At 55.3% G+C, this 15246-nt stretch carries 14 protein-coding genes and 1 pseudogene; 7 read left to right on the top strand and 8 right to left on the bottom strand.

The genetic code is table 11. The features are described 5' to 3' along the window. Nucleotides 1-92: 92 nt before the first annotated feature. Together ABLV11_RS15520 and ABLV11_RS15515 are read left to right on the top strand one after the other, a co-directional pair. Nucleotides 93-233: a hypothetical protein gene (locus ABLV11_RS15520; protein WP_004102786.1), complete on the top strand. Its 141-nt coding sequence runs from the start codon at nucleotides 93-95 to the stop codon at nucleotides 231-233. Nucleotides 234-505: 272 nt separating this feature from the next. Next, complete coding sequence (locus ABLV11_RS15515; RefSeq protein WP_126489225.1) at nucleotides 506-1816, top strand: L-serine ammonia-lyase, iron-sulfur-dependent, subunit alpha; 1311 nt, start codon at nucleotides 506-508, stop codon at nucleotides 1814-1816. A gap of 140 nt (nucleotides 1817-1956) precedes the next feature. On the opposite strand, the pseudogene ABLV11_RS15510 reads toward ABLV11_RS15515, so the two are convergent. The 4 genes and pseudogenes from ABLV11_RS15510 to ABLV11_RS15495 all read right to left on the bottom strand — a co-directional run bounded on the left by ABLV11_RS15510 (nucleotide 1957) and on the right by ABLV11_RS15495 (nucleotide 5742). After that, a pseudogene (locus tag ABLV11_RS15510) lies at nucleotides 1957-2669 on the bottom strand (D-cysteine desulfhydrase). A gap of 63 nt (nucleotides 2670-2732) precedes the next feature. Beyond that, nucleotides 2733-3119, bottom strand: a complete 387-nt coding sequence (locus tag ABLV11_RS15505) for a RidA family protein (protein WP_125286434.1) — start codon at nucleotides 3117-3119, stop codon at nucleotides 2733-2735. A 24-nt stretch (nucleotides 3120-3143) separates the two neighbouring features. Continuing rightward, nucleotides 3144-4562, bottom strand: a complete 1419-nt coding sequence (locus ABLV11_RS15500) for a Na+/H+ antiporter NhaC family protein (protein WP_004102794.1) — start codon at nucleotides 4560-4562, stop codon at nucleotides 3144-3146. After that, nucleotides 4555-5742, bottom strand: a complete 1188-nt coding sequence (locus tag ABLV11_RS15495) for a PLP-dependent aspartate aminotransferase family protein (protein ID WP_348855412.1) — start codon at nucleotides 5740-5742, stop codon at nucleotides 4555-4557. The genes ABLV11_RS15500 and ABLV11_RS15495 overlap by 8 nt, the downstream gene beginning before the upstream one ends. Before the next feature lie 488 nt (nucleotides 5743-6230). On the opposite strand from ABLV11_RS15495, the gene ABLV11_RS15490 reads away from it, so the two are divergent. Beyond that, nucleotides 6231-6401, top strand: coding sequence for a YnfU family zinc-binding protein (locus tag ABLV11_RS15490; RefSeq protein ID WP_213799282.1), 171 nt, complete (start codon nucleotides 6231-6233; stop codon nucleotides 6399-6401). 174 nt (nucleotides 6402-6575) lie between these two features. Continuing rightward, the gene (gene cspF, locus ABLV11_RS15485; RefSeq protein ID WP_017145721.1) at nucleotides 6576-6788 is read left to right on the top strand and encodes a cold shock-like protein CspF; all 213 of its coding nucleotides are present in this window, start codon (nucleotides 6576-6578) and stop codon (nucleotides 6786-6788) included. Nucleotides 6789-6835: 47 nt separating this feature from the next. On the opposite strand, the gene ABLV11_RS15480 is transcribed toward cspF, so the two are convergent. Next, nucleotides 6836-7708, bottom strand: a complete 873-nt coding sequence (locus ABLV11_RS15480; protein ID WP_004102798.1) for a LysR family transcriptional regulator — start codon at nucleotides 7706-7708, stop codon at nucleotides 6836-6838. A 106-nt stretch (nucleotides 7709-7814) separates the two neighbouring features. Here ABLV11_RS15480 and budA point away from each other — a divergent pair, with 106 nt between their 5' ends. The 3 genes from budA to ABLV11_RS15465 are packed head-to-tail and all read left to right on the top strand — an operon-like array spanning nucleotide 7815 to nucleotide 11078. Continuing rightward, the gene (budA, locus tag ABLV11_RS15475; protein ID WP_004102800.1) at nucleotides 7815-8594 is read left to right on the top strand and encodes an acetolactate decarboxylase; all 780 of its coding nucleotides are present in this window, start codon (nucleotides 7815-7817) and stop codon (nucleotides 8592-8594) included. A 10-nt stretch (nucleotides 8595-8604) separates the two neighbouring features. Next, nucleotides 8605-10284 carry an acetolactate synthase AlsS gene (alsS, locus tag ABLV11_RS15470; protein ID WP_004113511.1) on the top strand — a complete coding sequence of 560 codons (1680 nt, stop codon included), beginning with the start codon at nucleotides 8605-8607 and terminating at the stop codon, nucleotides 10282-10284. A 23-nt stretch (nucleotides 10285-10307) separates the two neighbouring features. Continuing rightward, on the top strand, nucleotides 10308-11078 hold the full coding sequence (locus ABLV11_RS15465; protein ID WP_004102805.1) for a (S)-acetoin forming diacetyl reductase: 771 nt from the start codon (nucleotides 10308-10310) through the stop codon (nucleotides 11076-11078). 53 nt (nucleotides 11079-11131) lie between these two features. On the opposite strand, the gene ABLV11_RS15460 is transcribed toward ABLV11_RS15465, so the two are convergent. The 3 genes from ABLV11_RS15460 to ABLV11_RS15450 form a co-directional block, all read right to left on the bottom strand. Continuing rightward, nucleotides 11132-12202, bottom strand: a complete 1071-nt coding sequence (locus ABLV11_RS15460; RefSeq protein ID WP_004102806.1) for an ABC transporter ATP-binding protein — start codon at nucleotides 12200-12202, stop codon at nucleotides 11132-11134. Then, nucleotides 12195-13964, bottom strand: coding sequence for an iron ABC transporter permease (locus ABLV11_RS15455; RefSeq protein ID WP_053064949.1), 1770 nt, complete (start codon nucleotides 13962-13964; stop codon nucleotides 12195-12197). The genes ABLV11_RS15460 and ABLV11_RS15455 overlap by 8 nt, the downstream gene beginning before the upstream one ends. Nucleotides 13965-14035: 71 nt before the next feature. Next, nucleotides 14036-15124, bottom strand: a complete 1089-nt coding sequence (locus tag ABLV11_RS15450) for an ABC transporter substrate-binding protein (protein WP_224330736.1) — start codon at nucleotides 15122-15124, stop codon at nucleotides 14036-14038. Nucleotides 15125-15246: the final 122 nt, after the last annotated feature.

Here is a 15246-nt window from a genome sequence, read left to right as displayed (position 1 = left end):
GCTATGTGCTACCGGGGCTCAGGCCGGGTGCATCCGCCTGCCGTTTTGCCTATACTTGCACACGGTCAACACTGAACTTAAATGGGTAACGCATGGAAATTGATCTCGATAACCTGGTTTTTAGCGGACTGGAAGAAGCGCAAGAGCGCAACGCTGAACGACTTGAAGATGCCGATAAAAAAGCGCAGGCCATTGTGGCCGATGATGACTGCGGCGACGCCTGTAAGATCTAACGACCAAACCGGCTACTCTGCCGGTTTTTTTATCCCGCCAGCGCAGCCCTCGCCATAAAGCCGTTTGCAACGCGCTTTTTAAAGAAAAATTTTCTCCCAAAGCGCTATTTTACAAATTGAACGTGCAACTTTTTTCTCTGCTGAGTGCGGTAATATTTTGATTATCGTTCCTGCGAGCCGCGCCGTTTTCTGGCCCGCAGGCGCAAATCAATGTCGAGGAGAAAGTCATCCCCTCGATGGCCATTTTTCTGCACCGCTCCAGAGGCTCAGTCATGTCACACCGGGAAAATCGTGCTAAATGGAACCTGTTTATTCAGGCATTAAAACAGGAAGTGAAACCCGCATTAGGCTGTACCGAACCGGTATCTGTCGCCCTCGCCTGCGCCGTGGCGGCGCAGCAGCTCTCTGGCGCGATTGTGCGGATCGAAGCTGCGGTCTCGCCGAATCTGATGAAAAATGGTATGGGCGTCACCATCCCGGGTACGGGGATGACCGGCTTGCCTATCGCCGCGGCTCTCGGCGCTATCGCCGGCGACCCGCAGGCGAATCTGGAAGTGCTTAACAAGGCCACCGGTCGGGAAATTGATGCCGCCAGGGCGCTACTTGAGGTTGGCGCCGTGCGCGTGGTGCTACAGGAACCCTGCGACGAGATTCTGTACGTTCGCGCCAAAGTCTACGCGGGCGACCAGCATGCGACGGTCACCATCACCGGCGACCACACCAACGTGGTGGCGATTGAGAAAATGGGTGAGCCTCTGTTTGTTAAGGACGCAAGCGCGAACGCCGCTCCCACCCGCGATCCGCTGGCGCAGGTCGCCCACAGTTCGCTGCGCGAGATCTATGATTTCGTTAGCGAAGCGCCTGCGCAGACGCTGGAATTTATGCTCGAGGCTGGCGCAATGAACAACGCCCTTTCAAAGAAAGGGCTGAGCAAAGAGTGGGGATTGCATATCGGCCCGACGCTAAAGCGCCAGGTCGACAAAGGACTGGTTTCCGATGATATGTTTAACGAGATCCTCTACCGCACCAGCGCCGCGTCGGATGCCCGCATGGGCGGCGCATCGCTGCCGGCGATGACCAACTCCGGCTCCGGCAACCAGGGCATCACCGCCACCATGCCGGTGGTCGTGGCCGCAGAGCGTCTTCACGCCAGCCAGCAGCAGCTGGCCCGCGCGCTGGCGCTATCACATCTGGTCGCCATTTATATTCACTGTCAACTTCCGCGGCTATCGGCCTTCTGCGCCACCACCACCGCCGGAATGGGTGCCGCGGCGGGGATTATCTGGCTGATGAACGGCAGCTTTGACACCATCGCCATGGCGGTTAATAACATGATTGGCGACGTCAGCGGCATCATATGCGATGGCGCTTCCGGTAGTTGCGCAATGAAAGTGTCCACCAGCATCTCTTCCGCCTGGAAAGCGGTTCTGCTGGCGCTGGATAATTCGGTTGTTTCCGGCAACGACGGTATCGTCGATCGCGATGTGGAAAACTCCATTCGTAATCTTTGCGCCATCGCCGGTCGGGCCATGCAGCATACCGACCGACAAATTATCGAAATCATGGCGCACAAGCGTTATTAGGTTTGACGCGGCGCTGGACGAATGGATGCCGGGCGTTGTCCGGCGGTAAAGCGTCCAGTGCCCCTCCGCCGCAGCATGTAAAAAAAACCACGCCGGCATGCACGCGCGGGCGTGGTTCGATTTTTGGTTAACGTCGTTGTTCAGACGCGAGGATAGTAAGCAAAGAGCGCCGGCGCGCCGCCGGTATGGACAAACATCACCGGCCCGCTGCCGGTGAAACGCGTTGTTTTCACGCCATCGATCAGGCCCGCCATCGCCTTGCCGGTATAGACCGGATCAAGCATGATCCCCTCCAGACGCGCCAGCAACGCCACCGCCTCCATTCCTGCGGTATTCGGCATGCGTCCCCGCGCTGCCGGAGGGCACCACCACGGACTGCACCTTGAGATTCATCTGCTCGCACTGCTCCGCTATCTCCAGCGCGCACTCAACGTAGCCCAGCGACCCCAGCGCGTTTGAGCCGCCGACGGGAACAATATAGGGTTTCGCCCCTTCTGCCGAAAGCCGCTCGCTGAACTGCTGCAGCTACGCATCCGGATCGTAAAGTTCTGCAACCCTTTCTGACTCGCAGCCCATCAGGCTAAACAGCAGATGGTTGCCGTTGCAGAGATAGTTAGGCTCCGCGGTTTGAATGGGATTCTCCAGCAGCGCTGCGCACTTCAGACCCATCTGCCGCCAGAAACTCTAGCTTTCTGAGCTTATTACCGCCCATGCCAGGATGCGAAATATCGTCACGTTTTATAGAGATATCGCGCTGCAAATATTCCGACAGCCGCTGCAGATGCTGAACGGGAGTGACGCCACCAACCAGCGCGACGCGCGCTAAGCTGTTGAGATAATGTTTTACCGACATAGCACTCTCCTTGATATAAAAACGGCGGCTAATAAGCCGCCGTTGAGCCGTCTTTCGCGTGAGTTATCCCTGCCAGGCGATAGCTTCAATTTCTACTTTAACGTCCTTTGGCAGCCGGGCGACCTCTACGCAAGAGCGCGCCGGGAAAGAAGCGTTACGCTGAGTGAAGAACGCCGCGTAGGCATCATTAATGGCGACGAACTCGTTCAGATCCTTGACGAAGATAGTCATCTTACAAATATTGGCGACCGTCAGGCCGCCGGCCTCAATGATTGCCTGAATATTCTCGAGGCTCTGTCGGGTCTGGCCTTCGGCGCACTCGGGAATAGTGCCCGTTTGCGGATCGATGGGTAGCTGACCAGATGTAAAAATAAAATTTCCGCTGCGCACGCCCTGGATATAGGGGCCAATTGCCTGCGGCGCATTTTCTGTCGCGATAGCCTTAGTCATAGCAAATCCTTTAAGAATATTGAGTTAAAGAGTGAAGCCGACAATTAAATAAACAATGAGCGCCAGCCCGCCCGTCACCAGCGCATAAGGCAGCTGGGTGCGAATATGTTCAATATGGTCACAGTTGGTCGCCATCGATGCCACGATGGCATCACTGGAGATAGGCGAAGTCATATCACCAAAGATTGAGCCGGAAATCGCCGCGCCGATCATAAAGTGCGGATCGATGCCTAAGGACACGCCGAGCTGGACGCCAATTGGAATCATGATGGCGAAGGTTCCCCAGGAGGTACCGGTGGCCAGCGACATCACCGCGGCAATCAGGAAGATAAAGCCGATCGAAAAGCCGGATGGAATAACGCCGGAGGTTATCGAAGCAATATACTGTCCGGTATTCAGTTCCGCCGAAATATGCCCCATCAGGAAGGCCAGAATCATGATTGAGCTGATTTTCACCATACTGGCGTAGCCGATATACAGCTCTTTAAAAAAGTTTTCTACGTTCAGAATACCGCGCAGGCGAAACCAGATAAAAGAGACGACGGTGCCAAACATAACGCCGGAGTAGACCGACATGGAGCCGCTGCCTTTGGAGAATTGTCCCTCGCCGGTGATATATAGCACTACCGGCACCATAAGTACGGTGGAAAGGATTGGAATAAAGAAGTTGAGCAATGAGTTGCAGGCCGGATGGTCAATCACCGGGTCCGCTTCCTCTTCGCCATGCTCTTGTTCTATTTCCGTCTGGACCGTTTCAAACTTAACCTCCGCCTTTTTCATCGGCCCCCAGCTACAGCCGGAGAGGATATAAAAAAGCACTGAGGCTAATGAAAACCAGGCCATCGTATTCCAGACCATCGAGCTTGCCAGCACTTCAAATGGCTCGCCGGTCAGGTAGCCTTGCGCAATCTGGACGCCGATAACCCCCATCATCGCCGCTCCCCAGCCGTTGATCATCACCGACGAACAAACGGACACGCAGGAAGTCTGGATAATATAGGACATCTTTTCCGGCGAGACTTTATAGCGCCGGGCAAGGTTTTTCGTTGATGCGCCGGCAATCAGCTGGTTTATCGAACTCTCGATAAAGATTAACGATGTCACCACCATCGCCAGTAGCTGGACCGACTTTTTATTGGTGACGAAATCATTTTTCTCCGAAAGAAACTGCACCAGCTTTCGCACGCCGCCGGTGACCACAATCAGCCGCATAATGCCGCCGATCATCACCATAAAAATAATCGTTCGCGCATTACCGGCGGAGGCAAAGGTTTCAATAATTCCGTTCAGCGTGCCGCCAACGCCCTGGATAATGCTGTGGTGAATCACCGCATAGCCGACAAAAATACCGGTAAGCAGAGAGAGGATCACCTGGCGGGTCAGAATCGCCAGAATAATGGTGACCAGCGGAGTAATTATCGTCCAGATGCCATAATCATGCATGATGGTTATCCTGTTTGAGGTCCATAGCGGCGAAGGCAATATCCAGGTCCTGGAGTAAGTCATCGATATGTTCAATGCCGACGGAGAAGCGCAGCGTCGTGTCATAAACGCCGATCGCTTCCCTCTCCTCTTTTGACATCGAACCGTGGGACATTGAGGCCGAATGGTTAATCATGCTCTCTACCCCGCCCAGCGATTCCGCCAGCACAAAATAGTGCAGACCGCCGATAAAGCGTTTCAGGCTCTGCATGTCTCCCTTCAGGGTCGCGGTCACTACCGCGCCGCCCGAACGCATTTGCTTCTTGCATAGCTGATGCTGAGGGTGCGACGGCAGCCCCGGATAATAGACGCTGGCAATCGCCGGATGGTTTTCCAGATATTCCGCCACGCGCAGGGCATTACTGCACTGACGCTCAATGCGCAAATCCAGCGTTTTCATACCGCGCAGGGCAAGGTAGGCATCAAAGGGCGAGGCAATAGAGCCGATCGTTGTTTTAATAAAATCGAGCCTCGAGGCGAGCGCTTCATTATTGGTAATAACCGCGCCGCCTATTAAATCAGAATGTCCGCCAACATATTTACTGGTGGAGAGCATGACCATGTCCGCCCCCATTTCAAGCGGTTTATGGTTCCAGGCGCTGGCAAAGGTATTATCAACGCAGGTTGTAATGGCGTGTTCTTTAGCAATACGACACACTTTCGCGATATCGACCAGTTCAAGTAATGGATTGGTCGGCGTTTCAATCCAGATTAAGGCGGTGTTTTCCTGAATATTCGCCATCAGGCTCTGCTCATCGTTCAGATCGATATAGGAAATTGTGGCGCCGGTGGTGTGCGTTTTTAATTTCTCAAACAGCCGCCAGGTTCCGCCGTAGACGCCCTTCATCGCAATAATGTGTGCGTCTTTGGGCAATAGTTCCATCACGATATTGGTGGCCGCCATTCCCGATGCGGTAGCGGTGGCATATATCCCCCCCTCCAGCTCGGCAAGTGCGGATTCATAAGCTTTACGCGTTGGATTGGAAACCCGGGAATAACAAAAATCGCCGCCTTCATAAAGGTTAGGCTGGATAAAAGAGCTGGCTGTGACAATCGGGGTAAATATAGCGTTGGTTACCGGATCGGATTGGCTTCCAGCATGAACGGCCAGGGTAGCAATATCTTTAGTTCTGGTTTTCATAGGATATACTCAAACTATTATTAGTCATAAAATATCGTGATTTTTTATTTACGTGGTCAGCGAAGTTGGCACGTAAGACTTCCGCCAAAACTCCGTTTAATAGCCAAAAAATAAACGGTCATATAATCATCAACATCGTGATTTGCGTTCTTCGACCACCATTAAAATGTATATTAGGCGCGGAAGAAAATCTTACCTATTTTCCCTCTAATCCGCGAATAATGGAGAAAATTGTTCTCTGCGCGAAAAAATCATCTACTATTAACTTATTGATAAATAACACATTGATTTTAAATGGTGATGTTAATCACAAAAATATGGGGGAAAACTTACTCTTTAACCGCCTGCGGCCACGAAACGATTTTTCTCATACTGGTGCCAGCGATAGGGCTCCTGAGTTCCCTCATTTACGCGCTATGCAGAATGAGTTAGAGCTATTTGCGGCGCAATGCTGTATGGTCGTAAGCCCTTAACTCAGGAAATATCATATGTCAGAACGCAAAGACGCTAAAACTCGCCGTAATTATCTCGTAAAATGTTCCTGCCCTAACTGCTCTCAGGACTCAGAACACAGCTTCAGCCGAGTACAAAAAGGTGCTCAACTCATCTGCCCCTACTGCCATAAATTTTTCCAGTCCTCTGCAAAAACCGCTGCTTAATTATCCCTTGTCAGAAGCCGATTATTGCGCATGATTGCACAATAATCAGCCAGCGCTGATGGCGTTTTTTGGCAAAGTAAAAGCCCGCAAGCGCGGGTTTTATTTCGATTTGCATAGACTTCCCACTCACTTACTGTATAGTCGTGCCGGTTTTCATATTTAAAAGGTATTTATTTGTTCCAAAAAATGACAGGTATTGTCAAAACATTTGATAATAAAACAGGCAAAGGCCTGATCATCCCCTCCGATGGTCGCAAAGACGTACAGGTTCATATTTCCGCACTATCGCCCGGCGAGCCAACCACAATCAGCCCCGGCATCCGCGTCGAATTTCGTCGAGTCAACGGACTGCGTGGCCCGACCGCCGCCAATGTTTATCTTTCTTAAAACACAGTATAAAACGTCAATAGCTGCTGAATAATTCACCTCGCCGGTTAAAACATGGCCAGGAAATGCTTCACCGTGCGCGAACGCTCGTAGCGTCGCCAGGCGATAGCAATATCGGTTTTTAGCGGCGCGCCCGCCAAAGGGTGGTAGCTGACGCCAGGTAGCGTGATGCAGGTCATCGACTGCGGCACCAGCGCAAAGCCGAATCCGGCTTCCACCATGCTGAGCGACGACGATATTTGCGATGACTGATAGGCTCGCTGCACGTCAATACCGGCGCGCAGATAGCTGTTGAACACCAGCTCATACAGGCCAGGGGCCACTTCGCGCGGAAAAAGAATCGGCGCCACGTCGGTAAGCTGCTCGAGCGCGAGTTCGTCGCATGACGACAGCGGATGCGAACGCGCCAGCGCGATCACCATCGGCTCCTGATCGATAATACGCAGATTGAAGGCTTTACTGCTTTCACAAGGCAGGCGTACAAAAGCAATATCCAGCTCCGCTTCGCCAAGCGCCCCCATCAGCGTCGCCATATTGCCCTCGATTTGATGCAGCGTTACCGCCGGGTAACGTTGTTGGAACTGCTGCAGCAGGCTAAAGATCTGCGGATGGAAGGCATCAGAACTGGTAATGCCCAGCGCCAGCCGACCGTTCAGTCCGCGGGCGATCCCTTTCGTCTTTTCGAGCGCCGCATCGCTCAGGGCGAGGATCTGGCAGGCATCCTCATAGAACGACTCCCCCGCTTCCGTTAGCTCAACGCCGCGCGTTAAACGGCGGAAAAGCGGCGTGCCAATTTCCCGTTCAAGCCGTTGAATTTGTTGGCTTAAAGGCGGCTGTGAGATACCAAGTTCTTTTGCCGCTTTAGTGAAATGTCTCGCCTCGGCGACGGCGACAAAGTAGCGCAGATAACGAAGTTCCATATCGAAAACGTCTCAAACAAGCATAGATTCTATATTGGAACTGTGAGCTGAATCGCGTCAACATTTATTTAACCTTTCTGATATTCGTTGAACGAGGAAGCGGGTAATGAACCATTCTGCTGAATGCTCTTGTGAAGAGAGCCTGTGTGAAACTCTACGAGGGTTTTCCGCGCAACATCCCGATAGCGTCATCTACCAGACCTCTCTGATGAGCGCGCTGTTGAGCGGCGTTTATGAAGGCAATACCACCATCGCTGATTTACTCACCCACGGCGATTTTGGCCTGGGAACCTTTAATGAACTGGACGGCGAGCTGATCGCGTTTAGCAGCGAGGTATACCAGCTGCGCGCCGACGGCAGCGCCCGTAAAGCCCGAATGGAACAGCGCACGCCGTTTGCGGTGATGACCTGGTTTCAGCCGCAGTATCGTAAAACGTTCGATAAACCGGTGAGCCGCCAGCAGTTGCACGACATTATCGACCAGCAAATACCCTCCGATAATCTCTTCTGCGCCTTGCGCATTAACGGTCATTTTCGTCATGCGCATACCCGCACCGTACCGCGCCAGACCCCGCCCTACCGGGCGATGACCGACGTGCTCGACGACCAGCCGGTATTCCGCTTCAACCAGCGCGAAGGGGTACTGGTCGGCTTCCGTACCCCGCAGCATATGCAGGGCATTAACGTTGCCGGCTACCACGAACATTTCATCACCGATGACCGTCAGGGCGGCGGTCATCTGCTCGATTATCAGCTCGACCACGGCGTGCTGACCTTTGGCGAAATCCACAAATTGATGATTGACCTTCCTGCCGATAGCGCCTTCCTGCAGGCGGATCTGCACCCGGACAATCTAGATGCCGCTATTCGCTCAGTCGAAAACTAAGGAGATTCTCGTGGATAATCAACATCAACCTCGCCAGTGGGCGCATGGCGCCGACCTGATCGTCAGCCAGCTGGAGGCCCAGGGCGTTCGCCAGGTCTTCGGCATTCCGGGGGCAAAAATCGATAAGGTCTTTGATTCGCTACTGGACTCCTCAATTCGCATTATCCCGGTACGCCACGAGGCCAACGCCGCCTTTATGGCCGCTGCGGTTGGCCGCATCACAGGGAAAGCGGGCGTCGCGCTGGTCACTTCCGGCCCCGGCTGCTCCAATCTGATTACCGGTATGGCCACCGCTAACAGCGAAGGCGATCCGGTGGTGGCGCTGGGCGGTGCGGTAAAACGCGCCGACAAGGCCAAACAAGTGCACCAGAGTATGGATACGGTGGCGATGTTCAGCCCGGTAACCAAATACTCGGTGGAAGTCACCGCATCCGATGCGCTGGCGGAGGTCGTGTCTAACGCATTTCGCGCCGCCGAGCAGGGACGGCCGGGAAGCGCCTTCGTCAGTCTGCCGCAGGATGTCGTCGATGAGCCAGTCCACGCCAGGGTGCTGCCCGCCAGCGAAGCCCCGCAGACCGGCGCGGCCCCGGACGACGCCATTGAGCGAGTGGCGAAGATGATTGCCGGGGCAAAAAATCCGGTATTCCTGCTCGGTCTGATGGCCAGCCAGACGGAAAACAGCGCGGCGCTCCGCGAATTGCTGAAAAAAAGCCATATCCCGGTCACCAGTACCTATCAGGCCGCCGGCGCGGTAAATCAGGACCACTTTACGCGCTTTGCCGGACGGGTTGGGCTGTTCAATAACCAGGCCGGGGATCGGCTATTGCATCTCGCCGACCTGGTCATCTGCATTGGCTATAGCCCGGTGGAGTATGAACCGGCGATGTGGAATAACGGTAACGCCGCGCTGGTGCATATCGACGTACTGCCCGCTTATGAAGAGCGCAACTATACCCCGGATATCGAGCTGGTCGGCGATATCGCTGCCACGCTGCACAAACTCTCCGGGCGTATTGACCACCAGCTGGTTCTGTCGCCGCAGGCCGCGGAGATTCTTGTTGACCGCCAGCACCAGCGGGAACTGCTCGATCGCCGCGGCGCGCAGCTAAACCAGTTTGCGCTTCATCCGCTGCGCATCGTTCGCGCCATGCAGGATATCGTCAACAGCGACGTAACGCTGACCGTCGATATGGGGAGCTTTCATATCTGGATCGCCCGCTATCTCTACAGCTTCCGCGCTCGTCAGGTCATGATTTCCAACGGTCAACAGACCATGGGGGTGGCGCTGCCGTGGGCGATTGGCGCCTGGCTGGTGAACCCGCAGCGCAAAGTGGTTTCGGTTTCCGGCGACGGCGGTTTCCTGCAATCCAGTATGGAGCTGGAGACCGCCGTAAGGCTAAAAGCTAACGTCCTGCATATCATCTGGGTCGATAACGGCTACAACATGGTGGCAATTCAGGAAGAGAAAAAATATCAGCGGCTATCCGGCGTTGAGTTCGGACCGGTGGATTTTAAAGCCTATGCCGAAGCCTTCGGCGCCAGAGGGTTCGCGGTCGAGAGCGCCGCCGCCCTTGAGCCGACGCTGCGGGCGGCGATGGACGTCGATGGCCCCGCCGTGGTCGCCATCCCCGTCGATTACAGCGACAACCCGCTGCTGATGGGCCAGCTTCATCTCAGTCAACTACTTTGAGTCACTACAGAAGGAATCCAGCAATGAAAAAAGTCGCACTCGTGACCGGCGCAGGCCAGGGTATCGGTAAAGCTATCGCCCTTCGCCTGGTTCAAGATGGCTTTGCCGTGGCCATCGCCGATTATAACGATGCCACCGCACAGGCGGTTGCTGACGAAATTAACCAGCACGGCGGCCAGGCGCTGGCGGTGAAGGTCGATGTCTCGAAACGCGATCAGGTTTTTGCCGCCGTTGAGCAGGCGCGTAAGGGCCTTGGCGGTTTTGACGTGATCGTTAACAACGCCGGGGTCGCGCCCTCTACGCCTATCGAAGAGATTCGCGAGGACGTCATCGATAAAGTCTACAATATCAACGTTAAGGGCGTTATCTGGGGCATTCAGGCCGCGGTAGATGCGTTTAAAAAAGAGGGCCACGGCGGCAAGATCATCAACGCCTGCTCCCAGGCGGGCCACGTGGGTAACCCGGAACTGGCGGTCTACAGTTCAAGCAAGTTTGCCGTGCGCGGCCTGACGCAAACCGCCGCCCGCGATCTGGCGCATCTGGGAATTACCGTTAACGGCTACTGCCCGGGGATCGTCAAAACCCCCATGTGGGCGGAAATTGACCGTCAGGTTTCCGAAGCGGCGGGCAAACCGCTGGGCTACGGAACCCAGGAATTTGCGAAACGCATTACCCTCGGTCGTCTTTCCGAACCGGAAGACGTCGCGGCCTGCGTCTCTTATCTGGCCGGTCCGGACTCCAACTACATGACCGGTCAGTCGCTGCTGATCGATGGCGGTATGGTATTCAGTTAATAATAAATAAGCTCTGACATGGTTTGCCCCGGCCTCAGCGCCGGGGCCTTTTTTCAGCCTTTCGGGAAGATCCACAGATCGTTGACGGGCAAGGTAAGATGGCAACGTTCGGCATCGCGCAGTGCGCTACCGTAGGCGCGAATAGCGAAATCATCGCCTTCGGTGCGAAACAGATACTCCCAGCGGTCGCCGAGATACATACTGGTCAGCAGCGCTAATTCCAGCATGTTCTCTTCAGGCGAGGAGGCTATGCGCAGGCGTTCAACACGAATGACCGCCGTTGCTTCCGCCCCCACGCTGACCCCTTCCCCGGCCATTCCCCACAGTGCCCAGCTGGCGCCCTCAATGCGCGCCCGACCGTTATCCAGATCGGTGACGGTACCGTGCAGCCGATTATTGCTGCCCATAAACTCGGCGGCAAACAGCGTTCTCGGGCTGCCGTACATCTCCTGCGGCGTTCCCTGCTGCTCGATGACGCCGTTATTGAGCAGCAAAATGCGATCGGAAATCGCCATCGCCTCATTCTGATCGTGGGTCACCATCAGCGCCGACAGACCCAGCTTGACGATCAGCTCGCGCAAAAAGACCCGCGCCTCTTCCCGCAGCTTAGCGTCGAGGTTCGACAGGGGTTCATCCAGCAGAATGACCGGCGGGTTATATACCAGCGCCCGGCCGATGGCCACGCGCTGCTGCTGTCCTCCGGAGAGCTGATGCGGGTGGCGATTGCCAAGATGCCCCAGGCCCAGCTGATCGAGCACGCTCTGCACCCGCTGTTTGATCTCCGCGGCGGCGACCTTACGTAGCCTGAGGGGGTAAGCCACGTTCTCAAATACCGTTTTATGCGGCCACAGGGCGTAGGACTGGAACACCAGACCCAGGTTACGCTCCTCCGCCGGAATTTCACTACGCGGGTTGCCGTCATAAACGCGGGTTTTACCGATAGCGATCGTGCCGCTGGTGGGCTTCTCCAGCCCGGCGACCGCCCGCAGCAGCGTGGTTTTTCCACTCCCCGATGGGCCGAGCAGCGAGACGACTTCCCCCCGCCTCAGCTCCATAGATACGCCCTTCAGTACCGGGTTATCGCCGTAGGTCAGATGCAGGTTTTCTACCGATAATTCAATCATGTAATTTCACTCCAAAGCGCAGGGCGATGCCCAGACCCACGACCACCAGCAGGATATTAATAAACGAGAGCGCGGCGACGATATCGATAGCCCCCGCCGCCCACAGCGACACCAGCATCGAACCGATAGTTTCCGTTCCCGGAGAGAGCAGATAAACCCCGGTCGAATATTCGCGCTCGAAGATAAGAAACATCAGTAGCCAGGAGCCAATCAGGCCATAGCGCGACAGCGGCACCGTGACGTGGCGGGTGATCTGCCCGCGCGATGCGCCGGTACTGCGCGCCGCCTCCTCCAGCTCAGGCGCCACCTGCAGCAGCGTCGAGGAGATGAGCCGCAGGCCGTAGGCCATCCAGACCACGGTATAGGCCAGCCAGACGCTAAAAATGGTATTACGCAGCGCGCGCAGCTGAACAATCAGATGGTCGCGCAGCCACTCAGCCACCGGCAGCGCCGAGAGCCAGCCGTTTTTCAGCGACTGATCCAGCCACATCGGCAGAAACAGAAACACCCACAAAAATGCCAGCCCGGCCAGCAGCCCCGGCACCGCACGCGGCACCAGCACGCTGTAGTCGAGAAAGCGCGTGACGTTATCCGGTTTGCGGTGCATCGCGATGCCTACGAACAGATAGCAGACCACCGCCAGCGCGCCGCCGATGACCCCAATCGCCATAGAGTTAACGATGGCGCGCAGCAAATTCGGCTGCTGCCAGATGTTGCGGAACGTCGCCAGCGAGAGTTCATCCCACAGCGGAACGCCAACCCCCCAGTTCGAAATAAAGGCCCGCAGCGCAACGCCGATCAGCGGTACGCCGATGGTAACCGTCAACCAGGCCACCACGACGATACCGGCGAACCAGCGCCATTTCCCCAGCGGCAGCGCCCGGGCCTGCGATGCTTTCCCCTTCATGGTGACAAAGCGGTTGGCGGTACGCATCAGGCGGCGCTGGAGCATCACCAGCGGAATGGTGATGCAGATCAGCACCACCGCCACCGCTGCCATCAGATGATAGGAAGGCGTGCCGAGCTTGTTGGTCAGTTTATAAAGATAGGTGGCCAGCACCATATTGCCTTCCGGGTCCCCCAGCACCAGCATCAGGCCGAAGACTTCCAGGCCGAGAAAAAACAGCAGTACGCAAGCATAGAGTATGGACGGCCGTACCATCGGCAGGCTCACCGAGGTCATGACCTGCAGCGGCGATGCGCCAACCGTTCGCGCCGCTTCTTCCACATCCGAACCGACGCTGCGCAGCGCGGAAGAGATATAGAGATAGGCGTGTGGAACGTGCGTCAATCCGGCGATCGCCACGATGCTGAACATCGAGTAAATATTCCACGGCACGAAGCCGATCAGCTGCTCGGCCCACTGCGAAAAGAAGCCTACCGGTCCCGCCGCCACCACGTAACCAAAGGCCAGCACCATCGGCGATACGAAAATCGGCACCAGAATCAGCGGCTCAATAATCCGTCTGCCGGGTAAATCGGTGCGCACCATTAAAAAGGCGAGGATCCCGCCGAGAGGAATGGCGATCGCCACCAGGCCGAAGGCGAGAATAAAGCCGGATTTTAGCGCCAGATAAAAATCCGGATCGGTAAAGATAAATTCGAAGGCCTCAAGGCTAAATGCCTTCGAGCGGGCAAAAAAGGGTGCCGAGAGAAAGCTCTGCACCACGATAAATAGCAGCGGGACATAAATGGCCAGCGCCGTTATCAGGACAACAATTCCGCGCGGCAACCCCTGCCACTTTCGGCGTAAAATATTCATAAGCGATCCCTTTAAACCTGGCGGGTATCATGTGGGCTGCGTATCCTGAAAAGATGCGCAGCGCCGGAGGGTTATTTCGCCGCGGCGGTGCGCCACTGTTTGATAAATTCCAGGCGTTGTTTCGGCTCAAGATACGCCAGCAGCGTTTCATCGACCGGAATGGGCTTCAGCGCGCTGCCGAGCATTTTGGTCATACCGTCGATATCATTTTTACCTTCGATATCATTGCGCAGGGAGGGAATATCGGCCTGGTTCGCCAGGATGCTTTGCCCCTTTTCCGAGAGCACGTAATCAAACCACAGCTTCGCCGCATTCAGATGCTCGGCTTCTGCGGTAATAAACGAGACCCGCGAGAGCACCAGCACATAATCTTTCGGGTACGAGATACCCAGCGAAGGGTCGTTTTTCGCCCGCGCCTCCGCGTATGAACCGAGGATGTTGTAGCCAATCAGATTTTCCCCGGAGGAGACGCGCTCCATCATCGTCCCGGTGGACGATTGCACGGTCAGCCCGCCTTTCGCCATTCCCGCCAGGTCGTCAAAGTAGTGAGCATCGGCTTTACTGTCCTGAACCGCCAGCATAAAACCCAGGCCCGATTTTTCAATATCGTAGGTAGTGACCTTGCCCTTGAACTTATCAGCCTGACTGGCGATCAGCTTCGCCAGCGCGGTGTGCGAATCAGGAACATCCCCTTGCGGGATCAGGCGCTTATTATAGATAAAGACCACCGGTTCATAGGTGGTGCCGTAGGCTTTTTGCTGCCAGACCGCCCATTTCGGCAGCTTATCTTGTTCCGGGGAGGCATACTGTTCCGCATAATCGGTGGCAAGCTTCAGCGCCGTATCCATTGAAGAGCTCCAGACCACATCGCCGCTTCCGCCGCCCGCTGCCTGCTCGCTGATATAACGGTTGTACAATTCGGTACTGTTCATATCGTTATATTCAACTTTAATGCCGGGATATTGCGCTTCAAAACCTTTAATTAACGGACCTGCGGCCTTAGTATCCGTGGTTGAGTAAATCACCACCTTGCCTTCTTTAACCCCCGCATCCACGACCTGTTGATAATCCGCCGGATAGCCCTGAGGGAGCGCAGCAAAGGCCTGACCGGAGAATATGGCCGTCAGTGAAATCACTAAGCCACTAATTTTCATATACATAAAATCAACCTTTAAGCATCATTTATTAAATGTAAATTTAACATATAGCGTGACGTAAGAACCTTGCAACGCCTGGGAATGTTTTTTTACGGCTTTTGTGACGCTGACGTAATTTAAATGAT

The organism is Klebsiella sp. GW_Kp181, assembly GCF_040062315.1.
GTDB classification, from domain to species: domain Bacteria; phylum Pseudomonadota; class Gammaproteobacteria; order Enterobacterales; family Enterobacteriaceae; genus Klebsiella; species Klebsiella oxytoca.
The sequence above is the reverse complement of the archived record's forward strand: the minus strand, read 5'-3'. Positions and strand labels throughout refer to the sequence as shown.